The organism is Bradyrhizobium sp. CCBAU 53351 (genome assembly GCF_015291745.1).
Taxonomy (GTDB): Bacteria; Pseudomonadota; Alphaproteobacteria; order Rhizobiales; family Xanthobacteraceae; genus Bradyrhizobium.
In genome coordinates this window covers 5,632,569-5,659,001 of sequence record NZ_CP030059.1, presented here as the reverse complement: position 1 = coordinate 5,659,001, position 26,433 = coordinate 5,632,569, and the positions used below count along the sequence as shown (strand labels likewise).

Here is a 26,433-nt window from a genome sequence, read left to right as displayed (position 1 = left end):
TGCGTCCTAAATCGAAAACTTAGCCTACATCGGAATCTGACGATTGAGATCCCTGTAAAAGCGCCGAGCTGCGATCTCGAGCGCCGCGCCACCGAAGAGCAACATGCCGAGCAAGGTGAGCGCCAAGGCCACATCCATGATCAGACGATCTCCGGCTTGGTCCGGTCCTCATAACTCGAGCCGGTCAAGCAATCGCATACGCTGAGAGCAACAGGCACGTGAGGTACACGCATGTGAGGGCGATGCCCGCGATTCTGGCCATGCGGGCATCCAAGCGCGAAGTCGTTCGCGCCGCGAGCTTCGGCAGCCCCTCGTAGCTTGCGAAGAGCCGGCGACCAGCGCGTCCTCGGAAAAGTACATTTCTCATCTGTGCCTCCAAGCGAGCTTGCCGTTCCGGGAATACGGATCGCAGCGCGGGGGAGCGACGCATGTTCCGGCCGCGGATTCGGCCTGTTATCCATCCACTCCGAGAACGATAGTCTGCACCGCCCAATGGTGAAGTCGGGAGGATCAACTCGATCTGTCGGGAAAATCCTGACTTGGTTCGGCCGACCCCTCCGCCGAGATCGGTTCAAACCTGATCGGCACTCTTCGCGGGATGGCCCAACCACCCGAGTGCAACACCGTACCGGACGATGTCTGCGCGCGTGTAAAGCCCGAGCTTTTCCACGGCCCTGGCCTTGTAGGTTTCAACGGTCTTGATGCTGATGCTGAGCTGATTGGCGATTTCCTTGTTACTGAAGCCTTGCGCGATCAGTCTGAGAACCTCGCTCTCGCGCGGCGTCAATTCGCTGGTTGCTGCAGTGCTCGAAGAGGCATGCGCCCCTAGCGTGGATGGAAGCGCTTTCTCTGCTATTGCGGGATCCAGATACAGTCCGCCTCCCGCTATCGCGCGAACTGCGCGCTCGAGTTCGTCGGCCGCGGAGCGCTTCAGCAGATATCCGCGGACGCCCGCCTGTAGCATAGGCTGGACGTAGGCGTGATCCTCGTGAACGGTCAAAGCCAGCAGACGAACCTGCGGCAGCTGAGCCGCCAACCTACGAGCGACTTCCAGGCCGCTGACTCCCGGAAGCGAGATATCCAGGATAGCGATGTCAGGTGTGGTTTGTTGAATGACGTCGAGTGCAGCCTGTCCGTCAGTCGCTTCGCCGACAATCTCGATGTCCTCCACGCCCTGAAGCAGTGCTTTCATCCCGGCCAGAACGAGCGGATGATCGTCAGTTAACGTGATCCGGATCGGGCACATAGCCCATCTCCTCTGTTGGCACCGGAATTCTCATGAAAAGGGAGGTGCCGTGGCCGGGTTCAGATTCGATCGCCAGAGATCCGCCCAACAGTGTCAGGCGCTCCTCGATCACCGAAAGGCCCAGCTTTGAGTGACGGCTGTCGCCTTGCGAAAACCCTTGAAGGTCGAAGCCGTTCCCGTCGTCTTCGACGACGATCCTCAGCTCCGCCGTACGCCGGTCAATGACCACACTGATGTTTCGAGCGCGTGCGTGTTTGACCACGTTGTTGATGGCTTCCTGGACGGCGCGGTAGACAGCGATTTCGACGTCTTGGCCCAAACGGTCCCTTCTGCCCAAGGGTTGATAATCAACGCTCAGCCCGAAGCGGCGCTGGATCTCCGCACAAAATGCTTCGAGCGCCTTGTAAAGCCCCAGATCGTCCAGAGCGGTCGGCCGCAGATCTGAGGCGACTTGATGGATGTCGCGTCCAATCCCTCTTGCCAGCCCTTGCAGCCAGTTGAGCTTCTCCAATCCAAGTTTGCGTTTTTGGCTCGCGCCGAGAAACGGTTCCAGACCCTTGAGGCCGAGGAGGAGACCGGTCACCGTTTGCCCGATCTGATCATGCAGCTCTCGCGCAATTCGACGTCGCTCGTTTTCTTCCGCATCCGAAAGACGTCGGAGCAACTGCTGCCGTTCCAGCTCGGCTCGTTTGGTCTCATCAATATCCAAAATGACGCCGTAAACAACGTCCAGGTTCCGGTCATCCAGACGAGATAGGCGGCCGCTGGCCCGCAACCATCTGCTGTTAGGGGAGGCAGTACGGAAATCAGCAATTGCGACGTTGCCCGAACGGCAACTGAGCAGCGATGACTCAAACTGCTGTTGATCGGCGGGATCAATGCTGCTCAGCATCCTGTCGATCGGGAGGCTCATGTCGCCGTCGGAGCGCGAACCCTCGATCTGGAGCATTTCCCGAGCGCGGGGCGATACCAGCGCTTCTCTGGTGGCAAAGTCCCAGCTGAAGACGCCGAGGTCGGCCGCATCGATCGTCAATCTGCGTCGCTCCTCGCTGGCACTGAGCGCCAGTGCCGCCTGAGCCTCCTGTTCGCGCCGACGCAAGGAAATGTCGCGAATTGTGTACCAAGCCAGAGTGAGCGCCAGAACGAAGCTCAGGATTCCTCCGCCGGCAAGAAAGAGCGCCGAGCGCTGAACCGGCCCGTTGAGCTCTTGCGTCGGTATTCCAAAGTGGACGGACCATCCGCTGGTGCCTGGAATGACTTTATAGATCGAATCCACTTGGTCGCCGGCAGAGGTGGTCTTGACATAGCTTCCTTCGGGCGCAGAGGCGATCGCCTGACGTACGGTGTCGCTGGCGGATTGTCCGAGCTCGGACTGCTCGCCGAAGGTCCGGGCGACGATGTTGCCCTTGGCATCAACGACGAAGCCCACCCAACCTGCCGGGGCGCCTGCGCTCTTCAAGATCTGGCTGATTGCATCGGGGACGAGGGCCACCGTGAGCACGAACTTCAACTGTCCATCGCGCTCGACCGGAGCCCTCACGGCGACCACACGCTTGCCGGTGACAGGACCTCGTGGCCCGATGCCGCCGATGGCCGGCTTCCTTGTCCTGAGGATTTGTTCGAAATTTTCGCGGTCGGCAGTGGCGCGCATCCCGTCTCCGAGCGGCCGGCTGACGTCCAGCACTTGATTTCCATTGGGATCGACCAGCTGAATGGTCTGCCAAAGGAGTCGTGCTTCGTTAACGCGCGTGGCTTCCCGATAGAACGCATCGAGGTCCGGCGTGTCGAGCGTCGCGGAAGCCGCGAGGGTTTCGGCGATCTCGAGCTGGAGACTGATCTCCGAAGCAAGCCGGTTTACGACGTTATCAAGAGTCTCCACGGCGGCGGTCTGAGACCCTCTGCGTTGCTGCTGGGCATTCAGGAAAACGACCCATCCTGCAAAAAGCGCCAGAGGCATCGCAGCGGCAATAAACACGAGGATCAGAGGACGGCGCGCCGCACGCCGGGCGCTCGAGGCCGGTGTTTCCAGGCCGCTAGGCTTCAAATGAGACGGCGAAACGGCCACGTTTCGGCTCTTCCTCAGTGTTTTCGCTCAAGTCAGGTTTTTCCCGACAGTACCAATGGTCACCCCGACTCCCAGGATGGAGCGTTCCGTCGCATGCTACAGGTAATCATTGTTGCGGTCTAGAATTGAGCTTGACATGGAACATTCGTCCTCGCTGCCGCTGTCGATCAATAGCGACCTCAACGTGAAGCAGCCTTGCAGCGACGCAGCTTTGCGCGATCCTGGTCGCAACGAACTCGTATCACGGTTGTCGACGTCGTCGCGGTGTCGCTTGCTCGATAGCTGCGAGACGGTGCCTCTTAACAGGGGGCAAGTTCTCTACGATCGTGGCACGCCGCTGCGTTACGGCTACTTCATCGAGTCGGGTGGATGTTCCGTTACAACCCGGGCTGGCGACTGCTTGCCTGTGGAGATCCATACCCTCGGCATGAAGGATTTTGTCGGCGTACCCCTCGTCCTCGGCATGCACGTCTCGCCGCACCGATGCAGCGTGCGACTGCCGGGGCAAGCGCTGCGTATCAGGTCCGAGCAACTGATCTCGCTGATCAAGCGGGACGTCGAGCTCGAAAAGCTGCTTCTGGGTTATGTGCAGGCGATCTTGATCCACAGTTCGCAATTGTCGGCCTGCAATTCCAGGCACACGCTGCATCAACGACTCGCACGCTGGCTGCTGGTCGCCAGCGACAGGCTCGGGTCTCGCGAGGTGCCTTTCACGCACAGCTACATCGCGAATGCTCTCGCAGTCAGGCGCGCCGGAGTTACGGTTGCTCTCGGATATCTGGCGCGCGAAGGCGTGATCAGATGCCGGAGGGCAGGGATCGTTGTCGCGGACGAGACCAAGCTGAAGGCAATGTCCTGCGATTGTCAGGGGATCATTCTATCGGCGCACAACCGTTCCGCCGCGGTACCGGCTCTCCGCACGGCATATTCGTGAGCTCGTGTCGCCGATCGAGTCGCGGCGGCGAATGAGACCTGATGTATTTGGAGCAACGGGCGGTCGTAGAGGCTGATATGTCATCGCAGGAAATCAAAATCAGATCCGACGCCGAGGTCATGATAGCGGCCTTGGAGGAGGCTCAAAGGCTTCTTGCAGCTTACGAGAACCCCTGCTGCAATCGTACCAGGGACGACATCATAGCGATGGTCGAATACATCATATGCAACCCATCCGTGACACGCGCAATGCTGCGTCAGAAGATGCGGAGTCGCCTTAGGTTGGTCGGACAATTGTGCGGGAGCGTACCGCGCGTCAGGCCAGACGAAACTTCCGACCAGGGGACGAGTTGACGATGATCCAACAACACAAGGAGAAATCGTCGTGAAGAAACCACTCTGCATTATTGCATCCGCGATGTTGCTTGCCGCCCCTGCCTCGGCACAGGCGCCCCAGAATGGCGGGACAGCCACAGCGCCAAATATCCACGCAACGACTTCCCCGACCGCATCGATACACAAGGAGGGCGAATGGCGTGCATCAAAGCTGGTTGGCGTGAACGTTTACAACAATAGCAACGAGAAGATCGGCGACATCAACGATCTGATCCTCGACTCCAGCGGTCGGGTTGCAAATGTCGTGATCGGGGTGGGAGGCTTCCTGGGAATGGGCGAGCACAACGTTGCCGTTGCCTTTGATCAACTGAAATTCGCCAAGGAGCCGATGAAGACGGCGTCCAACGACGGCGCCGGAAAGACTGGCAGTGCCTCGACGAGCACGACGGGAAGCACATCGACGTCGGCTAAGCGAAGCGACAACTGGTATCCGGACCATATCGTACTGAATGCCAACAAGGATCAGCTGAAGAAAATGCCTGAATTCAAGTACTGAGGCGTTTTCGATCGACTTCATCGCCGATCATCGAGGCGGTGTCATCGAAGATGACGCCGCCTTTGGGCTGTCTTCCCGTTCGATAGAGTCCTGGCTTGCCGCAGGTAAAAGCAGTCTTGAACTTGCAGTTTGAATCGATCAGCTTGCGCGGCGCTGGCTGAGGTCGATGATGTCTGATCAAGAGTTGCCGGAAGAGGTAAAGGAGCTGGTGCGCCGCTACATACATTCCGTGGCGCAGCTAGAGGCTCTTCTATTTCTCCATAAGCGGACCGGTGAGCGTTGGCTGCTGGAAGCTCTCGCTGCGCGCCTTTACGCTGGCAGGGCGGAGGTGGCCGATGCTTTGGCGTCCCTCAAGCGAGACGGCTTTCTGGAGTGCGACGCAGGAATGTACTCCTTCGCGCCCCAAGCCGAACTGCGGCCAGTGGTTGATAGTCTGGCGAAAGCTTATTCGCGGCACTTGATCCCAATCACTCACATCATTCACAGCAAGCCGCGCCGCATCCAGGAATTCTCCGACGCCTTCAGGATTCGAAAGGACTAGTGATGGCCGCGGTGATTTACAGCCTCTGCGCAATCACGAGCGGCTTCTGTGCTTGGCTGCTCGCTCGAGCGTATTTCGGTAGCAGGTCGAAACTGCTCCTATGGAGCGCAATCTGCTTTGCGGGACTGACCCTGGAAAATGCCGCTCTCTGGATGGATAAGATCATATTTCCTCAAATCGATCTTTCTGCCCTGCGTCTATCGATCGGGCTCCTTGCGATGACGGTCCTGCTCATCGGCATGGTGTGGGAGGCGGAGTGATGGATCATCTGAATCCCGTCCTGTCGGGAGCGACGGCGTTCGCGTCGTTTCTGGCGAGCGTGCATTTCCTGAAGTTTTGGCGTAAGTCGGGGGACGCCCTTTTTCTGTTCTTCGCCGCGGCTTTTGCGATCGACGCCGTTGCGAGATTTGTCCTGGCGGTGGTGCAAGTGACGAATGCGAGCGAGCCGGTGTTCTTCATTCCGCGGCTGATCACGTTCGGCCTGATCGCGTTCTCCATCGCCGGAAAGAACGCCCTTCCGAAGAAGCGGAAATGAGGCTCGCATCCCTATTGCTGGTCTCCTGCTCCAATGGGCGGCCGACGTCAGGCCTATCGCTGCTCGCAATCCGCGGCCGTCGAGCGAATTGGTACAGTTGCGTACCATGAAACGTCGATCCGCCCTGTCGCTGCTTGCTCGACGGCGGCCGTGAAAGGATATTGAACAGGGGGAGTCCATGATCAGCACATCGAGTCGAACGACACTGAACGTGTTTCCGCAGGCGTACTGCTCGTCTTGCGAGCAAAGGACGCCGCATCGGCATGAACGACTGGCTATCCGGGGAGCACAAGTGGCACGTGCGGTTTGCCTCAGCTGCAACGCTGAGCGCGGTGGCATTGAGCCGGCCAAGCAGCTCGTTAATCCGAGCTGAGGGCCATCCGGGCCTGGCGGCTGTTTGCGCGGCGCTGCTTGTCGAAGATGCCTGCTCAAATGCGCCCCGCGAGCTGCGATCGCTCCGGTTCCTGGATAATTCTCCAGGGATGGCCGGGTAAAGCCGAGTGATGCCGATATCCTATAAGCAGTTCTTCCGCTATGGCGTTTTCGGCTTGGCGGTAGCCGCAATCGTTGCGTTCGGGATTTCTCCGTTTACCGGTGGAATCGTACAGCAATGGTCGCGGAGCGATGTCGAGGCCAGATCCAAGTTGGTCTTCAACGCCATTGGGCCGCTGCTTGGCCGAGATGTCGAGGACCGAGCTTGGGACCGCCTCGCAGACCTCTTCAAGAGGGTCGCGCTCGACAAGAAGATTCTCGCGGTTGGATTTTGCGATCCGGAAGGGTCGTTGATCGCGCCGACGCCAGAGATGCCGGCCAACTTTTCGTGCGAGAAGTCGGCGAAGTCCGAAAGCGAAAGTTTCACCAGCATAACCAGCGGGGGGCGGCGGATTCTCGTCGCTGCTTTCCCGGTTCAAAGCGGCCGTGGCCGCTCCTATCTCGTCATCCTGACCGACCTCAGCTTCGCCGCGGCGAGATCAAGCCAAGTGCTGTCATATCTTCTGGCCGCGCTTGCAAGCGTCGTTCTGGTCCTCACAGTGGGCACGATCATTTTCGCCGTCCTGATCATGAGAGGATGGATGGACGCCTTGCGACGCGCGGTCGACGACGTGCGCCGAGGTGCCCAGGGAGAGTCGCTTGAGTTGAGCGGCGGGTCTATCGATCGCGAGATTCACAAGTTGTTGCGCAGCGCCGACCAGGTCGCGCTTACGAGCCAGATCGAGTGGACGCCAAAATCGCTTCAAGAGGTGCTGCACGGCGTTCTGCCGGGGGCCGAAGTTCTCGTCGTGTCCAATCGGGAGCCCTACATCCACAACGCGTCGGAAGCGGGAAGGGTGGTGCAGCGGCCGGCGAGCGGATTGGTCTCGGCCCTGGAGCCAATCATGCGTGCCTGCGGCGGCACGTGGATCGCTCACGGCAGCGGCAGCGCCGATCGGGAAGCGGTCGACGAGAATGATAGAATCCGGGTGCCCGAGGCTGCTCCGGCCTACACGCTCCGGCGCATCTGGATCTCCGAGGAGGAGCAGGACGGCTACTATTACGGATTTGCCAATGAAGGGCTCTGGCCGTTGTGCCACATCGTTTTCGTGCGGCCGACATTCAGGTTGACCGATTGGCAGATGTATCGGCAGATCAACCAGCGCTTTGCCGACGCCGTCGTCACCGAGGCGCGTACCGAGGATCCCGTCGTGCTGGTCCAGGATTATCACTTCGCGCTTGCTCCGAGAATGATCCGTGAGCGATTGCCGAAGGCGACGATCATCACCTTCTGGCACATCCCCTGGCCGAATGCAGAGACCTTCGGCATATGCCCTTGGAAGGCGGAGATCATCGAAGGCATGCTCGGCAGCACGATTATCGGATTCCATACCCAGTTCCACTGCAACAATTTCATCGAGGGCGTCGATCGTTTCGTAGAAAGCAGGATCGATCGCGAAGTGCAGACGGTCAGCTTAGGGGGACATGAAACAAGGGTACGCGCCTATCCGATCTCCATCGAATGGCCGCCGAAGGAGCTGGAAAAGCTGCCGCCTCCGGCGCATTGCCGATCCGATGTGGTCGCCCAATTCGGACTCGCGGACGGAACGCGGCTGATCGTCGGTGTCGAACGTTTCGATTACACCAAGGGCATTCTCGATCGCATGCGCGCCGTCGACGCGCTACTTTCACGAAATCCAACCTGGAGAGATCGGCTGCTATTCGTTCAGGTCGCAGCCCCGACACGCAGCAAGCTCAGCTCGTATTCGAAGCTCCAAGCCGAAGCCGAGGCGCTCGCCGCCGAAATAAATGGGAGGCACTCCGGTCGCCAGCCCGTAATTCACCTGATCGCGCGGCATTACGAGCCAGCGGAGGTCTTCCGCTTGTTCAGGGCAGCCGATGCCTGCGTCGTCAGCAGCCTGCATGATGGAATGAACCTGGTGGCGAAGGAGTTCGTCAGCTCGCGGGAGGACAATGCCGGTGTCCTGATCTTGTCGAGCTTCACCGGTGCGTCGCGAGAACTATCCGAAGCGCTCATCGTCAATCCTTATGACACGGAAGAAATGGCATCAGCGATTGAGATTGCGCTGACGATGCCAATTCAGGAACAGGCCGAGCGCATGAAGCTCATGCGGCAGCAAGTGAAGGAGCATAACGTCTACCGTTGGGCGGGCGCGATGCTGGTCGACGCTGCCCGAAGTCGTACCCGGGAGCGGGTTCTTGGGCTGGCCGCCAAGGCTCGTCTCAGTCCCAAGCCGATCTGATCGGCTCTGAAAATCCCGATTTTTCAAGAACACAGTACTGTATCGTACCGATCCTCCCTTCCACCACGCGCTGCTTGCGCGCACGCTGGTGATCCACAGGTCACTTGCTGGTCGGACGAGGAGCTAACATGAATACGTTGATCGGAGCTGCCATGATCGCAGCTGCAGGCGTCCTGATCTTCATTGGGCTGCCGAACCGCGCCGGCGAACATCCGAAGTTCCTACGTTTCGATGCCGCACTTGTCCTGTATCCTCCGGTGGTCCTGTCGTTTCTCGGTCTCGGCGCAGCAGCCCTCATTTCGGGACTGCTCGCCGGATGAGCTCCCGAGCATCAGCTGGATCGGAGCAGACGCCCGTCTCCGAGCCATGCTCGAGCGGGGAGTGGCGTTGCACGACGTGTGCACCGGAGATCAAAGAGAATCTGGCGACAACTCGTGTGAGGGGCTTTGGTCCTGAGCTCGGCGCACGGCAGGCATTGCGCGACCGCCGCTAGAGACTTGAACGCGGCCGTTCAAGTCTCCCGGCAAGGGAGATCGGTGGAGTCGATCGTTCCAGCGATCATGCTGAGCAACAGCGGCAGCCGCGCCTCCAGACGCGACAGCTCTGCTCCATCACCCGTGGGCTGCTCCGATATCGACTGTCTGCCGGATGGCTCGACTCCCGGCTATTGCGCGGTCCAGCCGCCATCGACGGCGATCGTTGTTCCCGTAATCTGGTCTGCTGCCGGCGAGCACAGGAAGGCCACCGTGCCTCCAAGTTGCTCCGGCGAGGCAAAGTCGAGTGACGGTTGTTTCTCGGACAGCAGTTCTTCGACGGCTTGCGTTTGACTGATGCCGCGTTGCGTGGCCATGTCGCTGATCTGCTTCTCGACCAGAGGCGTGCGCACCCAGCCGGGGCAGACCGCATTGCAGGTGACGCCGCTTCCTGCCGTCTCCAGGCCGACGACTTTGGTCAGGCCGACCAGTCCGTGCTTGGCTGCGACATAGGCGGCCTTGTGTGTTGAAGCGACAAGTCCGTGGGTGGAGGCAATGTTGATAATCCGTCCCCAGCCCTGCTTTTTCATCTGAGGCACCGCTGCCGCAATGCCGTGGAACGCGGCCGACAGGTTGATGTCGAGGATTGCATCCCACTTGGCAGCCGGGAACTCATCGACCGGGGCAGTGAACTGGATGCCGGCATTGCTCACCAGGATGTCGAGACGACCGAATTTCTCGATCGTCGCGGAAATGAGTCTGCGCACGGCGTCCGCTTTCGACATGTCGGCACCGTCGTAGACGGCGCGCACGCCGTGGTCTTTCTCGATTCTGTCGCGGATCGCCTCGATCTCGCCTGGCTCGCCGAACCCGTTCAAGACAAGGTCGGCGCCGAGCCGCGCGAGTTCTCGCGCAATTCCGAGCCCTATGCCGCTGGTCGAGCCGGTGACGATTGCCACCTTGCCCATCAACATCGGAAGTTCTTTCGACGCCTGGTCGAGATTCGTGCGTGGGTTCATGGTCGTACTCCTGGGGTGCGGGTTGAACGGATGGTCAGTGGGCGCCGCCGGTATCGAGCTGGCCGGGCTTTTTCAGCAACATGGAGGCCGCGAGTGCCACGATCAGCGCGGCGCCGAGCAGGAAGAACATGTCGCTGAAGGCGAGGATGAACGCCTGCTTCTGCACGATCCTGCCTATCGCGACATAGGCCCGGTGCGCAGCATCGCTGCGGTCGATCACGCCGTGGCTGATGAAATACTGCGTCAGCTTCTCGACCCTCGCCTGCGTCGCCTGTTCCAGCATCGAGACAGACTGCATCAGCACGTTGGAGTGATAGTGTTCGCGCTTGGTCAGCAACGTCTGCAACAGTGCGATGCCGACGGCGCCGCCGAGGTTGCGCATCATGTTGAACAAGCCGGAGGCCGAGCCGGCGTTCTCGGCCTCGATGCCTGCCGTAGCGACGGCCGACAGCGGTGCGAACACGAAGGCCTGACCGACCGCACGAACGACATTGGGCCAGAACAACTGGTCGGTGGCGTAATCATTGGTCATGTGGACGTTCATGAAATTGGAGGCGGCGAACAGCGCGAAGCCGATGCCGATGATGATCCGGGCATCGAAACGCCGCATCAGTTGCGGCACCAGCGGGATGAACAGCAATTGCGGCAGTCCGGTCCACGCCAGCACCATGCCGATCTGTTCGGCATTGTAGCCCTGGATACGCGACAGATAGACCGGCAGGATGAACACCGAGCCGTACAACGCGATACCGAGCAGGAAGTTGGCAAGGATGCCGAAGCCGAAATTGCGGCGAGCCAGCAGCCGCAGATTTAGCAACGGCTTCCTTGCCGTCAGTTCGATCCACAGGAAGGCGGACAGCGCGACCGCGGCGATAACCGACATTTTGACGATGAAGGGTGAACCGAACCAGTCGTCCTTGTTGCCTTGCTCCAGAACCGTCTGCAGCGCGGACAGGCCGATTGCCATCGTAACGATGCCCGGCCAGTCGCCTTTGCCAAGCAGCGACAGATTCATCGAGGCGGGCTCGAGTGAGAACCACAGCATCGCAATCATTACGGTGCCGGGTACCAGGTTGACGTAGAAAATATACTCCCAGCCCCAGTTCTCGGTGAGATAGCCGCCGATCGTTGGCCCGATTGCGGGAGCGAACGTCGCGGAGATCGCAAACAGCGCGAGTCCGATCGGCTGCTTCGCCTTCGGCAACAGCGTGATGATGAGCGTGAATGCCATCGGGATCAGCACGCCGCCGGTAAAGCCCTGCACCGCGCGTAATACGATCATCTGCGGCAGGTTTTGGGCCAATGCGCAGGCCGCCGAGAACAGCAGGAACAGGATCGCGTTGGTGAGAAGATACACCCGGATCGAGAACACCTGGGCCAGCCAGCCGGAGAGCGGGATTACCACGATCTCGGCGATCAGATACGAGGTCGAAATCCAGCCGCCGTCGTCGGTTCCGGCGCCGATCGCGCCCTGGATGTCGGCGAGTGAGGCATTGACGATCTGGATGTTGAGCACCGCCATGAAGGCGCCGAGTGTCGCGCCGCCCACCGCGATCCAGGTCTTTGCGGTTACGGCGGGATCCGCCGGCGCCGCCGTTGTCCGGCCTTCACCGGCGGCGTTTGCATCGGCAGCGGTTTGCAGCGTGCTCATGACACTCTCCAGGACCCGGATTCATTCAGCCGTGGCGTTCGTGCCGCGCGAGGCGAGGCGCTTTTTCGCTTCACGCGCGGCAACGGCCGCCGACTTGGTGTTGATCGTCGGTTCAGCCGACATGCCCGGACGCAGCAGGCCTTTCAGATCGTGATCGTCGAGCACGATCTTGACCGGCACGCGCTGCACGATCTTGGTGAAGTTGCCGGTGGCGTTGTCGGGCGGCAGCAACGCGAATTCGAGGCCGCTGGCCGGCGAGAGGCTGTCGACACGGCCTCGCAGCCTGATGTCGTGGAAACCGTCGATGGTCAGTTCGACCGGCTGACCGTTTCGCACATGGGTGAGCTGGGTCTCCTTGAAATTGGCGATGACGTACACGGCATCGAGCGGAACCACCGCCATCAACTGCGTGCCGGCTTGCACGAACTGGCCCACACGTAACGAGCGCGCACCGACCGTACCCTCTACGGGCGCGGTGATCTGCGTATAGGACAGGTTGAGCGCCGCCTGTTGCTCGACGGCGCGGGCGCGGTCGAGCTGGGCCGCCGCCTTGGCGCGTTCGGTGGCGAGCACCTCGATCCGCTTGTTGGCGGCGATCAATGCCGATCTTTCGCCGGCCAACTGGGCGGACTTTTCGCGCAGCGCCGCGTCGGTCTGCTGCGCGCGTTGAATGGTGCCGGAACCGGACTTCATCAGGCCGTCGTAGCGGGCCTGTTCTTCCCGCGCGAACTTCAGCCCGGCCTCGCTGGCTTCGACCAGGGCAGCCTGTTGCTGGATGACCGGCTCCTGCAATTCGATCTGCGCATTGAGGTTGCGCACCGCGGCCTTTGCCGCGGCGACATCGGCGTGAGCCTGATCGAGTGCGGCCCTGAAGTCGCGATCGTCGATTCGCGCCAGCAACTGCCCGGCCTTGACCGGCTCGTTGTCGGCAACGAGGACTTCGCCGATGTAGCCCGAAACCTTCGGCGCGACGATCGTGGAGTCGGCTTTGACATAGGCATCGTCGGTTGTTTCCAGATAGCGGCCGGTGGTGAAGTAGTAGTGGCCGAACGAGGTGGCCGCAGCGACGCCAAGCGCCGCCGCCAGCACCAGGGCCGCACGCTTAATCGCCTGCCGTGAGGGACGAAGGCTGGTTTTGGCTTTTTGCTCATCGGCATAGGCAAGTGTGGACACGGCGTTCTCCCAAATCTGCAGGATGCGTTGAAGCTCAGTCGCGGCGATGGACGTCGTGGGTGACCATGCCTAGTTCAGGGGGCGGCCGGTCGAGGCGTCGTGGCTCTGCCAGCGTGCGGCGGATGTCATCCAACCCGCTCTGCCAATGCGTGCGCATCGCGCTCAACCCGAACTTGTAGTCCCTGGAGTGGCCTTCGTAGATCTTGGACTGGTAGATCAGGTGGATGATGTTGTAGGAGCGATGGCGAGCCAGGTCGGCAATGGCGCGGATTTCCGGATCGTCCTTTGCGCTTGCCGGCAATTTCTCCATCGTCCGCTGCAGCGCCTGACGCATTGTCTGCATCCGCGTCATGTGGTCGGTGATGGCGCGCGTGCGGCTGGAATATTGAATGTCCTTTTGGCGGCTCGACACTTCCATCATGTCATGGGGAACACGGCCCCTGGCCGACCAGAGATCGATCTGGAACGTCAGCGTGTCGCGCGGCTCGCCGGACAGCACGCGGGAGAGGGGCGTGTTGGACACGACGCCGCCGTCCCAATAGTGCTCGCCGTCGATTTCGACGGCGGGGAATCCGGGCGGCAGGGCGCCGGAAGCCATGAAATGCTTGGCTCCGAGCCGGCGCTCGGCGGTGTCGAAATAGGCCAAGTTGCCGGTGCGGACGTTGACCGCGCCGACGCTGACTCGCATTTCGCCCGAGTTCAGGCGGTCAAAGTCGACCAGTCGCTCCAGCGTCTGCTGCAACGGCGCCGTGTCGTAAAAGCTTGTCGCTGCATCGCCCGGGAACGGGGACCAGAGTGGCGGCGGGAAACGCGGCTTGAAGAAGCCGGGCTGGCCCTGCACCAGGGCCCGGGTCGCCGCCAGCGCGTTGCGCACCGAGCTGATGTCGAACGCAAACGGCAGTGCATTGGCGAGCCCTTCGCCGGCGGGCCACTCGATCGAAAAGGCGCAGATGGTCTCCCAGAATTCACGCAGCCGCTGTACCCGCTCGCCTTCAGGCGAGCCCGCGATGATCGCGGCGTTGAGCGCGCCGATCGAAATGCCGGCCAGCCAGTTCGGCCGGATGCCGGCCTCGTGCAGGCCCTCATAGACTCCCGCCTGATAGGCGCCGAGCGCACCGCCGCCTTGCAGCACGAGGGCGACGACATCGTAGGGCAGCGCGTTGCCTTGCTGTTGTGGCGTTGGGTTGGTCCGTTCGCGAATCACGTTCAGCATTGCCAGAACTCCTTGCATGATGGTCGATCCGATCAGCCGGCATTCGCTTCGATCAGAACCCTTGGTCCACGCACGGCAGCGCCAGGGGCGAGGTAGTCGTGGATCACGTTGCCGAGCCCAAGCGTCAGGTCGGCAACGATGTGCTTGGCGGACAACACCTGGAGAACCGGCAGCTCGGCGACGGGAGCCAGCGCATGCGAATAGAGATCCAGCGCGGCTGGCCCGGTCCACGCGCCCTTCACGTTGATGTCTTCGAGGTGGTAGCGCACCAGTTCGCAGATGCGCGCCGTGCCGTCGACGTGAGGGATGATCTTGAGCAGGAAGTTGGGGCCTGCGAGTTTTCGGGCTTCGAGCGCTGTGTCGAGCGTGCGGTGCTTGTAGCCCATGGTGCCGGTGGCAACCCGGACCGAACCGTAGTTCAAGGTCCCGACCAACGTATCGGTCTCGACGGCGAGTTCCGGCTGCGCAAGCTTCTTCGGAAAGCCCCAGAGTTCGCGCCCGCCGGCAATCGGCGGATGATCGTTGAGAAACATCTGGTGCGTGAAGCTGCCGGTCTCGCCCCGGAAAGATACCGGAATCACTTGACCGCTTTCGGTGTAGTCGCCGAAGCCGGTGGAGTCGGGCATGCGGATGAATTCGTAATTCACCACCGGCTCGGTCAATTCGAGCGGTTCCGGCACGATCCGGCGCAACGCCTCGGGATCGGTTCGGTACTGAATGATGAAATACTCGCGATTGACGAAGCGATACGGGCCAGGCGGAAAGGCCGGGTTCGTCAGCGGCATCGCAAACGCGCTCGCGCGCAGGGTCTCGTGTTTCATCGAGGTCGAGCTCCAGGAGGGGTGTGGTTGCGCGGGCCGCGCTTCGGCGCGGGAAACGCGGCCCGTATCGGATGAAGCGCTGACCGGGCGTGCCTGCCGGCACTAACCCGACAAGCGATCAGTAGTCCCAGAACGCAGGCACCCAACGAAAGGCGTCGCCGGCCACGGCCACATGGCCGACGGATGGGAACGGCATATGCGTGGCCACCAGCAACCCGCCGGTTTCCGCCAGCTCGCGCAAAAGGCTGGTGCGTGCGCGGGCCGCTTCCTCGGGGTAGTGTTCGAAGCCGTTGTGCCAGTCGGGGTGTTCGAACCCGACGGCAAACACGAGGTCGCCGGCGAACGTCAGCCGGTCGCCGCCGGACGCCAGGCGGACGATGCTGTGCCCGGGCGTGTGACCGCCGGTGCGGTGAATGACCACGCCCGGCGCCACTTCGTGCTCATCCTCGAAGAGCCGAAGCTGGCTACGGTACTCTTTCGCGAACCGTTTGGCCGTCGCCCGAAGCGCATCCGGGAAGCCGTCCGGCATCGAGACGCGGGAGAAATCGGGCGATTCCCAGAACTTGACCTCGGCGGCCGCCACGTGGATCTGCAGGTCCGGGCGCAGTTGCTCCTTCACGCCTTCGACGAGCAGCCCGCCAACGTGGTCCATGTGCATGTGGGTAAGCACCACGTCGGTCACGGAGGCGAGATCGATGCCGGCGGCCTCCAGCCGATGGATCAATTGTCCGGCCCGAGGAAGGGGAAACTCCGCACCCATCCCGGCGTCGATCAGGATCGTCCGGCCGCCGCTGCGCACCACGACCACGTTGAGCGCCCAATCGAAGGCGTCCGGTGGCAGGAAATTGTCTTTCAGCCAGGCCGCGCGGATGGCGGGTGCTGCGTTGTGAGCCAACATCGCGCCCGGCAGCGTCAGCACGCCGTCGCTGACCACCATCACGTCGATCTCGCCGATCCGCAGTGCGTAACGCGACGGGACCAATTCATCGGGCACCTTGTTGCCGGTGTACGAGGGGTCGTGCAGGTTCATATTTCTCTCCTGTTACATGGTTGCTGCTGGTGGTCTTGTTCGGGCAGGCCGCGCCGCCGGCGCGGAGCGCGGCCCGCTTCGCGTGAGCTTCTAGAAGAAGCCGCTGACATCGCCGACACGCTCCGGATCGGCCGAGGCAAGAGCGGCAGCGCGCTCGGCCTTCGGCGGATATATCCAGACGGTGTTGATCTCCTGCTTGGTCTTCTTGGCGGTGTCGCCGACCATCGTCACCTCGCGCTCCCAGCCGCGGGTGAACACCGCGTCGGCTTCGCCGAGGTCGAGGCAGGTGACGTATTTCTCCTGGTGGTAGCGCTTGGTCGGAACGCCGAGCAGCTCGGCAGCGGCGTTATGGCCGGCAAAGGCGCCCATTCGCGTGGCGTGCTGGCACGACATCAATGCGTAATTGCCCTCATCATCGCAGGCGGCGCGGGCGGCGTCGCCGGTGGCGAACACGCCGGGTACCGACGGCACGCGCAAATCACGGTCGACGAGGAGCCGGCCGGAATTGTCGCGCTCGGCGGGGACCTGTGCGGTCAACGGAGCCGCGCGAATGCCGCCGGCCCAAATCACGGTCTCGGCCTCAATGTGTTCGCCTGACGTCAACGTGACGCCCGATTGGTCGAGCGAGGCGACGCCGGCGCCGAGCCTGGTCTCCACGCCGCGCTTGTGCAGGGCGTCCTCGATAACGGGGCGGGGACCTTCGCCCATGGCGGAAGCGATCGCGCTGTTGCGGTCGACGATGATGACGCGCGGCTTGGCGTTCTTGCCGAAGATCGCGCGAAGCCGCGCCGGCAATTCCGTCGCCGCCTCGATTCCGGTGAATCCGCCGCCGGCAACGACGACGGTGTCGCGCCCGTTTACCGCCGGCCGATCGGCCAGGCTGTGCAGGTGCCGGTCGAGGGTCATCGCATCATTGAGATTGTCGACGCTGAAGCCATGTTCGGCGAGGCCCGGAATGTCCGGACGGAACAGCCGGCTGCCGGTGGCCACGACAAGCCGATCATAGGAAAGGCTCCTCTTCGCACCTTTGGCGCCGACGATTTCCACGGTGCGAGACTTGGTGTCGATCGTCTCCGCGCTGCCTTGCACATAGACAACGTCGACAGCCTTGAGGACATCCGTAAGGGGCGCCGTCAGGGTCTCGGGCTTCGGTTCATAGAGTCGCGGGCGAACCACGAGCGTGGGCTCGGGTGCGACCAGCGCGATCTCGAGCTCTTCGGGTGAGACGCCCTGGATGTCGCGCAGGCGGGCGGCGGAAAGTGCGGCGTACATGCCGGCGAAGCCGGCGCCGATGATGACTAATCGCATGTGTCTACTCCTCTGGTTTGACTTCTCGGACTCGCGCGTCACCGTTGCCGCTCCCGCATCCGGAATGGCTTGTCGCGATCGGCGATGACGCGAAGGCGTGAAATGGATTGGTCGAGCGCCTAAGGCGCGGTGCAGCCCGGCGTTGTCATGGAAGGACGCTCGCACGCTGCGTGACAGCCACGGGAAACCGCTGGCCGGCGAAATTGAAAGGCGATCGACTCGCTGGGCCTCAAGGGCCAGTCATCGTGGAAGATGGAGACCCCGGCTCTGCTCATGATCGACGTTGTCGACGGGATCGGAATTTCGACTTCCTCCCCCGTTGCCGAGGTAAAGCGGACGCTGAGTGACAGTCCGTACACCAGCGCGGTTGCGATGACCCGGCGTCGCGGCACAATTGCAAGGAGGGCGACACAGTGCTTCCAGGCCATTGCTTGTCTCCGTCCGTTGTCGATGTTCATGCCGCAAATCTACGGGATCGGAGCTGCGGCCGCGCCAGCGCGATTGACGCGGTTGCAGAGAGATTGCTGTTAACGCATGCGACGGCGCCATTGGCTCGGCGTCTCGCCGGTCAGCTTCTTGAACGCCGCCGTAAATGCGGTCTGCGATGCGTAACCGAGTTCTGCGGCCACCACCTCGATCGACGTATCGGTATCGCGCAACATGTTCATGGCTCGCTCGAGCCGCTGCTGGCGCAGCCAGGCGTGCGGCGAGAGCCCGGTGCTTTCCTTGAAGGCGCGGCAGAAATGGAAGCGCGACAGGCCGGCGTCCGATGCCAGCGCAGCGAGCGAAACGTCGGCATCGCTGCCCGAGCGCAGGCGTTCGATCGCGCGGCGCAGAGCATGTGGGGACAGCCCACCCATAATCGGTTCGAACGTGACCAACTCGCCAGTATGCGCAGCCAACAGACGTGTGGTCAGGAGATCTGTCAGCTGGTGTCTGAACAGGGCATCCAGGGTCGCGTTGCCCTCCAGCACATCCGCGGCACTCATCAGCAATCCGGATGTGATGGAATCGGGATGTCCCGTCCGTTCCAGAAGATCGCCGGGAGCGGAAGCGCCGGCCTCGCGAGCCACGCGTTCGAGCGTCATGTGTGGAAGGTAGAGCTGGATGACATCGACAACACCGGGAATATCCCATCTGGCGCTTGAACCAGCCGGAATGATCGTCACAACTCCCGAACGCGCCGTCCCGGTCACAGCCGATCTCCCGGTGCGCCGCTCCAGACGCTGAACGCCGGTGGGGTAGGTCATGATGACGTGGTCACGCATAGGCTCGACCACGTCGTGCAGGGCCCCATGCTTCCAATGGGCGATGGCTCCATTGGAGGGGTCTGACGCCACCTGCAGCGGTGCAGTCTTCAAGACGCGCGCCATCTCCGCTTCGGCAGCGCGCTGCTGGGTGTCCGGTGGAGCCTCGCGGCCGGGTGCGGCCAGCAGGGCCTCCAGGGGATCGTTGTCGACCGGTCTCTTCATCGAGCCGTTCTCGCGTTTGGAATGCTACTCGTCATCCGCAAGCAGTCGCCGCTACTGCACGCCTCGTCGCCAATCGCTCGGGGTTTTGCCGGTCAAGCGCCTGAAGGCGGCCGCGAATGCGGTCTGCGAGGCATAGCCAAGCTCGGCCGCGACCGACACGATCGATGTGTCGGTGTCGCGCAGCATGTTCATGGCCTGCTCAAGGCGGTATTGCCGCAGCCAGGCATGAGGGGAGAGCCCGGTACTTTCCTTGAACGCGCGGCAGAAGTGCGAGCGCGACAGGCCGGCGTCCGAAGCGAGAGCCGCAAGCGAGACGTCGGAATCGCTGTCGGAGCGCAAGCGTTCGATGGCGCGAAGCAGGACCTTTGGCGAAAGCCCGCCCGTGGCCGGCTCGAAGGTGGTTGGCGAGGCGGTGTGCACAGCCAGCAGACGCGTGGCGAGGAGGTCTATGAGTTGATGTCTGAACAGCGTGTCGAGTGCGCTGTTGCCCTCCAGCCCATCGGCCGCGCTCAACAGCAATCGGGATGTAACGGGATCGGGATGCCCCGTTCGTTCGAGGAGATCGACCGCTGCGGCAGTGTTGGTTTCACGGGCAACCCGCTCGAGCGTCGCGGTCGGAAGATAGAGCTGAACCACATCCACGGGTTTTGGGATATCCCACCGGGAGCTCGATCCTTCCGGAATGACGATCACAGCCCCGGGACGGAACGTTCCCTTCGCGACCGATCTTCCCGATCGGCGCTCCACGTGCTGCACCGTGCCATTGTAAGCCATGATGACGTGGTCGCTCATGGGCTCGACGACGTCGTGCAATGGGTCATGTTTCCAATGGGCGATCGCAGCACCGGAGGGATCCAATGCCATGCGGACCGGTTCGGTGTTGAGGACGCGCGCCATTTCCACATCAGCGGCATGCCGGTCGGCGTTTGGCGACTTGTCCCGATGTGCTGTGGTTGCATCGGACAGGCTTGTGGAGGGATCGATCGGCTTGCTCATGGCGATGCGCTTGCTTGAGGGAATTGCACTCGCGCCGGAGTGGCCTGCCTGCGTGAAGCCTCTGCTTCCTTCCGCGGTATCGTGCCGCTAGGCGCCGCGAGTTTGTCGGGGTGCGTTCTAGGCGCGTAGAACTACGTGGTCTTTCCCAAAGCAACCGCGTCTTGTCTGATTCTGCTCAAAGCGCGCTGGCGGCCATTTTTGATCGGCTGCCGTGGTCTGATTGACGAGGGGCGAGCATCGCAACCAGGCGCGGTGGGCATTGAAATCACTTCGAAAAATCGCTTTGTAACCATGATGGTAGCCAGTCCTCACAATTGCGTTTACCGCCGCCGTGACCCTAGACCTCCGCACCCGGATACCGGATACTGCGCGCCGGAACGGAGTGTCGGCGGTGCGTCGAACGGCCCGATCGACCTCCACGAATGGTCCAAACACATGATGCATGCGAGCACCTTCGGACAGAGGGTCAGGCAGCAGTTGCACCTGAGGGATGCACCGCCCTCGCTGATCACGCGTTCACTGCGCGGCATCGAACTCGCGGTCACCGAAACCCAGGTTGATAACCCGATACCGGGTCGTTCCGGCTCCGTGGCCGATGAGGCCTATTTTGTCAGTCTGAAGCTTCACGATTACCCGGACTGCGAGCTCTGGGAAAACGGCAAGTCCGTCGGGAAGGCGGATGTCAGGGCCGGTACGACATATCTGTACGATCTCAGGCGCGATCCGGGTTTCATCATCGACAAACCATTTCATTCCCTCCACTTCTATCTTCCGCGTTCAGCGCTCGACCGCATCGCCAGGGAATCCGGCACACCGCCTGTTGGCGACCTCGCCTGCCAGTTCGGCTTCGGCCATGACGACGAGATCATGCGTCATATCGGGACATTGCTGCTGCAAGGGCTCAGCCGACCGGCCGAGGTCAACCAGCTTTTCATCGATCAAATGATGCTGGCGTTCACCGCGCACATTGCCCAGGCCTATGGCGGGTTGCAGAGCACGACCGGGCCCGCTCGCGGCGGCCTTGCCCCGTGGCAAGTGAAGCGTGCCTGCGAAAAGCTCGACTCCGACCTCGGCGGGACACTTTCACTGCAACAGATCGCGGCCGAGTTTGGCCTCTCGGTCGGTCATTTTTCGCGCGCGTTTCGAATCTCGACCGGCCTGCCGCCGCACCAATGGCTGCTGCGCCAGCGCGTGGAGGCGGCCAAGCAGTTGATGACCATCGTACGGGACCTGCCATTGTCGGAAGTTGCGGTATCGGCCGGCTTTGCCAATCAAAGCCATTTTACAAAGGTGTTTTCGGCGCAGGTCGGCACCAGCCCCGCGGCATGGCGCCGCGAGGCGCAGGGCACCAGGGAGAGCGGAAGCTGATCCTTCGATCAGCGGCGCCTGGCTCGTGAGATCGTGTAGGCGGCGCGGCGGGCCGCAAAGATCTCGTCGGGCGGATGCCCGATGCCTTCGGCGAGGACTGCCGGATCGAAGACGTATGCATCGCGCTTTTCGATTGCAGTGATCACGATTGTTCCGAGGCGCACCGTCTCCCGGCGGTCCTCGTCCGGCCATCGGATCGTGACATCCAATATGGGGTCTCCGAGGCGGCCGAGCACCGCCATCAGGCTGAACCGGATACCGCGTGCCGCGATCCGGCTTTCCAAATCGTCGTGCAGGAACTCTTCAGGCTCCGTCCTGGCCGCGCCTTCGGTCGGTGCAGCACCTTGGCTGCCGACCGGGACGACCTTGAATTTGATGAATTGAGTCTCGCCATACCGATTTGTCGCGGGAAAGGCGTGGACGGCCCAGTAGGTGGTATCGGCAACGCTTGCGGGAAGCGGATGGGCAGCCACATAGCTTGCCTGATGCGAAGTCTCAGGATAGGCGGCGGAGAACGCCTCGACTTTTTCCGGATCGGGTCGTTGGCCGGACCCGGGAACGCGCGCCTTCAGATACGCCAACATCTGCGCCGGGGTCCTCGCATAGTGAACGGGCGCGCTCTGTGTGAGAATGTCGGAACGATGCTCCGTATCTCCTAGCCTGAAGCTGAACCCGCGCAGCACGAAATTATCAGTGTTCGGCAAGCGGGGATTGCCGCCGTCCAGCGAGAAGCGCGCCAGCACGCGTGATGCGGCCGTGAAACTCTGCGACTTCGTAACTTCTTCCGCTCTGTCTGACGGGATAAAGGTGCCGCGGACACAGCGGCCTCTGGCGAAGCTGGCGCGTGTCTTTGGCGAGACACCGGCCGACGCTTTCAGCGTGTCGACGATCGTCGCGGGCGTGGCAGCGCCGGTTGGGACCCGGATCATGACGATACCTCCGGCGTCTTGCTAAAGCGGCCAGGCGCGGCAGGCATTCGGGCTTTGAAACACAAGCGGCTGGGCGGGCTTTGGCCTCCAGCCCATGCAAAAGATCGGAACGCTGTCTTTGGTCATGATCGAGACCATGGAATCTCGTGTGTGAACCGGTTGCGCCGCAATCCTTGCTCCTTCATCTCCGGTCGAAGCCAAGCGCACCGTCGCTGAAAGGGCGCACATGAAGGTGGTGGAGAGGACTTTCGGCCGCGATGCAAGGGTCGCAGATTGGTTGACGAGATTCTTCCAGATCATCACGTGTCCTTCCATCTACCGTTGACGTCGATACGGTCATGGTAGGGGGGTGGCGCGGCGCCGCCCCAGAGCGATTGATCCAATTGCAGAGCGATTGCTGGCAGTTGTGCGGTGTCGCGATTGGCCTGCGGCCGAACAGGCGAATGTCATGGCACTGCGATCGACCTAGCCGTGCTATTGCCAGGTCAAGGGCGGCCGGAAACGCTTGCGGCTTGCTGCAGACCATATGCTTCCCAAACAGCCTTCGCTGCGGCGCTTGGTAAGCTGACCGATGGACCCCCAGCCGATTGGCGCCCGCGCGTTCGGTAAGAGCAATCGCTCTATGGGTACGACAATCGCTCTGGCGCAGCTCCGGATTCGATTCGCTAGACCATCACAGTGCCCACTCCAAAAAGAGGAGACGAGCGATGGGCTGGATGATCGACAGCGTTGGACGATTGATTGCGCGGCTTCAGAAGCAGGCCAACCGCGGTGAGCCGTTGCCGCCGAACGATTCGACGGCCTTGCGCGACACTCTTCGACCAGGTGACGTTTTGCTGGTCGAGGGCAAGGGTCGCATTTCCAGCGGCATCAAGTATCTCACTCAATCGGCCTGGTCACACTCGGCGCTATACGTCGGGCCGATAGCGGGTTCCGCAACGGACGGTGAGCCTCATGTCCTGATCGAAGCCAACATAGACGAAGGTGTCGTGTCGGCGCCGCTGTCGAAATATCTGCATTGCCAAACCCGCATCTGCCGGCCGGTGGGCCTGAGCGGAGCGGACTGCGAGAAGGTCTGCCGCTACGCTTCCGAACGCATTGGCCTCGGCTACGATTTCAAGAACGTCATCGACCTGATGCGGCATCTGTTCCCATGGCCAATGGCGCAGCGTTGTCGCCGCCGAACGATCGCGCTTGGCTCGGGCGATGCGAGCCGCATCATCTATTCTTCGCTGATTGCGCAAGCCTTCGAAGCCGTGCGTTATCCGATCCTCCCCACCATCACGCACATCGATAGCCAGACTGCGCGGCGGGAAATCGCCGAGCCTCGTCACTCATCACTCTACGCGCCGCGCGACTTCGATATTTCGCCTTACTTCATGGTGGTGAAGCCCACGCTCGCGCGCGGCTTCAAGTATAAGGACATGCATTGGACCGCCCGGGGTCGCACTCCACAGCGCACACTCGCTCCAGAGATGGAGAGGCGCGATCGCGCAAGTGGCATGCGCCCACATTTCCCTCTTGACTTATGACATGCGGAATATCCGGGCGGAAAACGCGGAATTCCACGATCCGAGGCGGGAGGCTTTCTTCCTTCCGCTCCATTCGGGACTACGACGTCAAATCGCGTGGCCTTCGTTTCTTGGGCCGGCCGGAACGATAGAGACCCCGCACCTCCTGCTGTTGAAACAGCTCGCCGCAGACGTCACGCAACCATTGGTTTGCCGGGTCGTGATGGAAGCGGGCGTGCCAATATTGCTTCACCGTAAAGCCGGCGATCGCCAGCGGGCAATCGAGCACGCGCAGTCCGTAATAATGAGCCAACGTCTCGCCAATGTGTCTTGGAAGGGTGGCGATCAGGTCAGTTGTCCCGACGATTGCGGGCAACCCCAGAAAGCCCGGGAGTTCGAGCGCAACGTCAAGGACCATGCGCTGCTCCCGTAGCGCGTCCCCGAGCAAGAGATGTCCAGTGCCGGAGCGAATGAGGACGTGGGCCTCACGCCTGAAATCCCTTGCGGTGATGCGGTCGCGGATCCGGGCATGGTTTGCGTTCGCCAGGCAGACCCAATCCTGCGGAAACAGCACCTGTTGGAAGTGCCCGGCATCGAGGTCCGAGATGTAGCCGAGCGCCAGATCGGCCTCGCCAGACTGCAGCATCCGCGGAGTATCGCCGCCGATCTGCGCCGCCTCGATGCGGATGCCCGGCGCAACTCGGCGGACGTAGCCGAGAATGGCGGGCAGCAGCGTGATGTGGCTCGCATCCGTCATGCAGATGACGAAGCGGCGCTTTGCAGTCGCCGGATCGAACTCCGGGCGAAGCTCCGCCAGGCGACGCAGCATCTCCAGGGCCTGTCTGGCCGTGCCGATCAGGGCCTCGGCGCGCGGAGTCGGTAGCATTCCCTCCGCTGACCTGATGAAGAGCGGATCGTCCAGTTCCTTTCGCAGGCGCGCCAGCCCAATCGAAATGGTCGGTTGGCTTTGACCGAGCTTCTCGGCTGCTTTGGTGACACTGCCCGTGGAGAACAATGCGTCAAAGAGCCGGAGCAGGCGCGGCTCCAGCAGGCTCGTCTTGGAGGGGTCCCGGTGCTTCATTGCGATCTAAAATAATGGTTATAAGGATCATAGAATATCCAAATACCGGGCCGCCTGCTAGCACGCTTCCAACGCCAAAACGGGCGAGGGAGAAGCGTTCGGATGAGGATCTGCTTTATCGGAGCGGGAGCCCTCGGTTCGACCATCGGCGGCACGTTGGCGCGCGGTGGAGCCGAGGTCTGGCTGATTGATCCGTTCCAGGCTCATGTCGACGCGATCAATGCCGGTGGTTTGCGGATTCTCGAAGGTGACGCCGAGAGCGTCGTGAAGGTCTCCGCCTGCGCCTCCGCGACGGAGGTCGGCAGCGTCGCGGACCTCGTCATTGTCCTCGTCAAATCCTACCATACGCGCGATGCGATCCGAGCGGCGACGCCGATCATCGGACCGCAGACGGTCGTGATGTCGCTTCAAAACGGTCTCGGTCACGAGGACATCCTTGCGGAGGAAGTTGGTCGTGACCGGGTCATGGCCGGCAAGACCTACGTTGGTGGCGTGCTGCTTGGCCCAGGCCATGTTCGCTCCGGGGTCATCGGCAAGGAAACCATCATCGGCGAACTTGATGGCCGCCTGACGGACCGCGCGCGGCGAATTTCAGAGACGTTCAATCGTGCGGGCATTCTCACGCAGCTCAGCGACAACATCCTGGGCACGATGTGGGACAAGTTGTTCATCAACGTCGCCGGAGGAGGAATTACCACCGTTACCGGGCTGACCTATGGCGGTCTCTATTCACTGGCGATCCTGGAAGATTGCGCGCTGGCCGCAATCTCGGAGGGCATCGCGGTCGCACAGGCTGCCGGTGTGAAGATCTCAATCGCCGATCCGCGCCGCGCCTGGACGATGGCGTCCGCTGGACTGCCGCCCGAGTTCAAGACGTCGATGCTGCAGAGCCTGCAGTCCGGCAACCCGACCGAAGTTGATTACATTCACGGCTCCGTCGTGCGTTGGGGCGCCAAGCACAACGTGCCGACCCCCGTCAACGCGACCCTCGTCGCGTTGGTCAAAGGGCTCGAATACGCCCGCAGCAATTATCCGGGAAAGGCCTGAGACGATGTCGTTGCCGCGCGCCTATGTCGAGCACGTCGCGATCCGCGTGCCGGACGTTGATCGTCACGTCGACTTCTTCCGTGAGGTGCTCGGTCTTGCCGTTCGCGACGAGCAACTCGCCGGCGGTGCGTGCCCACGTCAGGTATGGGTGCTCGGAAGCGTGCAACTCATCGAGGATCCGCATTTTGCCGGACCGGAGGGTCGTCTCGCCCATCTCGGCATCATGGTCGACGATTACGAAGGCGTGCTCGCCCGTGCCGCCGCCTGGGGCGCCAAGGCGTTGCCGGCCGGGCCGAACTGGCTCGCGTTGCCGGGCGGGTTGAACGTCGAGATCTTGCAAGCGAGCGCTGGTGCCGTGGAAGCCGCTTTGGCGATCAATCCCCGTGCCTAGAGG

Annotated in this window: 25 protein-coding genes; 11 read left to right on the top strand and 14 right to left on the bottom strand. The window is 61.9% G+C overall.

The window, feature by feature from the left end:
• Positions 1 to 571: 571 nt before the first annotated feature.
• The gene (locus XH83_RS26900) at positions 572 to 1,246 is read right to left on the bottom strand and encodes a response regulator transcription factor (protein ID WP_194403696.1); all 675 of its coding nucleotides are present in this window, start codon (positions 1,244 to 1,246) and stop codon (positions 572 to 574) included.
• Positions 1,218 to 3,311, bottom strand: coding sequence for an ATP-binding protein (locus XH83_RS26895; protein WP_194403695.1), 2,094 nt, complete (start codon positions 3,309 to 3,311; stop codon positions 1,218 to 1,220). Before XH83_RS26895 ends, XH83_RS26900 begins: the two co-directional genes overlap by 29 nt.
• A 136-nt stretch (positions 3,312 to 3,447) precedes the next feature.
• Between XH83_RS26895 and XH83_RS26890 the strand changes: the two genes are divergently transcribed.
• The 7 genes from XH83_RS26890 to XH83_RS26860 all read left to right on the top strand — a co-directional run bounded on the left by XH83_RS26890 (position 3,448) and on the right by XH83_RS26860 (position 9,267).
• A complete protein-coding gene (locus XH83_RS26890) occupies positions 3,448 to 4,245 on the top strand; it encodes a Crp/Fnr family transcriptional regulator (protein WP_194403694.1) in 798 nt (265 codons plus the stop codon).
• A gap of 384 nt (positions 4,246 to 4,629) precedes the next feature.
• On the top strand, positions 4,630 to 5,136 hold the full coding sequence (locus XH83_RS26885) for a PRC-barrel domain-containing protein (protein ID WP_246776330.1): 507 nt from the start codon (positions 4,630 to 4,632) through the stop codon (positions 5,134 to 5,136).
• Positions 5,137 to 5,302: 166 nt separating this feature from the next.
• Positions 5,303 to 5,677: a hypothetical protein gene (locus XH83_RS26880; RefSeq protein WP_194403693.1), complete on the top strand. Its 375-nt coding sequence runs from the start codon at positions 5,303 to 5,305 to the stop codon at positions 5,675 to 5,677.
• A 2-nt stretch (positions 5,678 to 5,679) separates the two neighbouring features.
• On the top strand, positions 5,680 to 5,937 hold the full coding sequence (locus XH83_RS26875; protein ID WP_194403692.1) for a DUF5985 family protein: 258 nt from the start codon (positions 5,680 to 5,682) through the stop codon (positions 5,935 to 5,937).
• Positions 5,937 to 6,212 (top strand): DUF5985 family protein, encoded by a 276-nt coding sequence (locus XH83_RS26870; RefSeq protein ID WP_194403691.1) that lies wholly within the window; start codon positions 5,937 to 5,939, stop codon positions 6,210 to 6,212. Before XH83_RS26875 ends, XH83_RS26870 begins: the two co-directional genes overlap by 1 nt.
• Positions 6,213 to 6,715: 503 nt before the next feature.
• Positions 6,716 to 8,947, top strand: coding sequence for a trehalose-6-phosphate synthase (locus XH83_RS26865; RefSeq protein ID WP_194403690.1), 2,232 nt, complete (start codon positions 6,716 to 6,718; stop codon positions 8,945 to 8,947).
• Between the two features lie 128 nt (positions 8,948 to 9,075).
• Positions 9,076 to 9,267: a hypothetical protein gene (locus XH83_RS26860; protein ID WP_194403689.1), complete on the top strand. Its 192-nt coding sequence runs from the start codon at positions 9,076 to 9,078 to the stop codon at positions 9,265 to 9,267.
• A gap of 344 nt (positions 9,268 to 9,611) precedes the next feature.
• Here XH83_RS26860 and XH83_RS26855 read toward each other — a convergent pair whose 3' ends face one another.
• The 9 genes from XH83_RS26855 to XH83_RS26815 all read right to left on the bottom strand — a co-directional run bounded on the left by XH83_RS26855 (position 9,612) and on the right by XH83_RS26815 (position 20,103).
• On the bottom strand, positions 9,612 to 10,394 hold the full coding sequence (locus tag XH83_RS26855) for a 3-hydroxybutyrate dehydrogenase (protein WP_194408414.1): 783 nt from the start codon (positions 10,392 to 10,394) through the stop codon (positions 9,612 to 9,614).
• Positions 10,395 to 10,473: 79 nt separating this feature from the next.
• A complete protein-coding gene (locus tag XH83_RS26850; RefSeq protein WP_194403688.1) occupies positions 10,474 to 12,090 on the bottom strand; it encodes an MDR family MFS transporter in 1,617 nt (538 codons plus the stop codon).
• Between the two features lie 21 nt (positions 12,091 to 12,111).
• Positions 12,112 to 13,263, bottom strand: coding sequence for an HlyD family secretion protein (locus tag XH83_RS26845; RefSeq protein WP_194403687.1), 1,152 nt, complete (start codon positions 13,261 to 13,263; stop codon positions 12,112 to 12,114).
• A gap of 34 nt (positions 13,264 to 13,297) precedes the next feature.
• Positions 13,298 to 14,476 carry a patatin-like phospholipase family protein gene (locus XH83_RS26840; RefSeq protein ID WP_194403686.1) on the bottom strand — a complete coding sequence of 393 codons (1,179 nt, stop codon included), beginning with the start codon at positions 14,474 to 14,476 and terminating at the stop codon, positions 13,298 to 13,300.
• Positions 14,477 to 14,508: 32 nt separating this feature from the next.
• Entirely contained in the window at positions 14,509 to 15,297 is a 789-nt protein-coding gene (locus XH83_RS26835; RefSeq protein ID WP_194403685.1) for an acetoacetate decarboxylase, read from the bottom strand.
• A gap of 118 nt (positions 15,298 to 15,415) precedes the next feature.
• Positions 15,416 to 16,327 (bottom strand): MBL fold metallo-hydrolase, encoded by a 912-nt coding sequence (locus tag XH83_RS26830; protein WP_194403684.1) that lies wholly within the window; start codon positions 16,325 to 16,327, stop codon positions 15,416 to 15,418.
• A gap of 90 nt (positions 16,328 to 16,417) precedes the next feature.
• Entirely contained in the window at positions 16,418 to 17,635 is a 1,218-nt protein-coding gene (locus XH83_RS26825; RefSeq protein WP_194403683.1) for an NAD(P)/FAD-dependent oxidoreductase, read from the bottom strand.
• A 527-nt stretch (positions 17,636 to 18,162) separates the two neighbouring features.
• The gene (locus XH83_RS26820; RefSeq protein WP_194403682.1) at positions 18,163 to 19,107 is read right to left on the bottom strand and encodes an AraC family transcriptional regulator; all 945 of its coding nucleotides are present in this window, start codon (positions 19,105 to 19,107) and stop codon (positions 18,163 to 18,165) included.
• 51 nt (positions 19,108 to 19,158) lie between these two features.
• Complete coding sequence (locus tag XH83_RS26815) at positions 19,159 to 20,103, bottom strand: AraC family transcriptional regulator (protein WP_194403681.1); 945 nt, start codon at positions 20,101 to 20,103, stop codon at positions 19,159 to 19,161.
• Between the two features lie 435 nt (positions 20,104 to 20,538).
• Here XH83_RS26815 and XH83_RS26810 point away from each other — a divergent pair, with 435 nt between their 5' ends.
• Complete coding sequence (locus XH83_RS26810; protein ID WP_194408413.1) at positions 20,539 to 21,471, top strand: AraC family transcriptional regulator; 933 nt, start codon at positions 20,539 to 20,541, stop codon at positions 21,469 to 21,471.
• 8 nt (positions 21,472 to 21,479) lie between these two features.
• On the opposite strand, the gene XH83_RS26805 is transcribed toward XH83_RS26810, so the two are convergent.
• Positions 21,480 to 22,400, bottom strand: a complete 921-nt coding sequence (locus XH83_RS26805; RefSeq protein WP_194403680.1) for a catalase — start codon at positions 22,398 to 22,400, stop codon at positions 21,480 to 21,482.
• 21 nt (positions 22,401 to 22,421) lie between these two features.
• Positions 22,422 to 22,700: a hypothetical protein gene (locus XH83_RS26800; RefSeq protein WP_194403679.1), complete on the bottom strand. Its 279-nt coding sequence runs from the start codon at positions 22,698 to 22,700 to the stop codon at positions 22,422 to 22,424.
• Between the two features lie 407 nt (positions 22,701 to 23,107).
• On the opposite strand from XH83_RS26800, the gene XH83_RS26795 reads away from it, so the two are divergent.
• Positions 23,108 to 23,932 (top strand): YiiX/YebB-like N1pC/P60 family cysteine hydrolase, encoded by an 825-nt coding sequence (locus tag XH83_RS26795; protein ID WP_194403678.1) that lies wholly within the window; start codon positions 23,108 to 23,110, stop codon positions 23,930 to 23,932.
• Positions 23,933 to 24,011: 79 nt separating this feature from the next.
• Here XH83_RS26795 and XH83_RS26790 read toward each other — a convergent pair whose 3' ends face one another.
• Positions 24,012 to 24,992, bottom strand: coding sequence for a LysR family transcriptional regulator (locus XH83_RS26790; RefSeq protein ID WP_194403677.1), 981 nt, complete (start codon positions 24,990 to 24,992; stop codon positions 24,012 to 24,014).
• A gap of 102 nt (positions 24,993 to 25,094) precedes the next feature.
• Here XH83_RS26790 and XH83_RS26785 point away from each other — a divergent pair, with 102 nt between their 5' ends.
• Together XH83_RS26785 and XH83_RS26780 are read left to right on the top strand one after the other, a co-directional pair.
• Positions 25,095 to 26,039: a ketopantoate reductase family protein gene (locus tag XH83_RS26785; RefSeq protein ID WP_194403676.1), complete on the top strand. Its 945-nt coding sequence runs from the start codon at positions 25,095 to 25,097 to the stop codon at positions 26,037 to 26,039.
• A gap of 4 nt (positions 26,040 to 26,043) precedes the next feature.
• A complete protein-coding gene (locus tag XH83_RS26780) occupies positions 26,044 to 26,430 on the top strand; it encodes a VOC family protein (RefSeq protein WP_194403675.1) in 387 nt (128 codons plus the stop codon).
• Positions 26,431 to 26,433 lie beyond the last annotated feature (3 nt).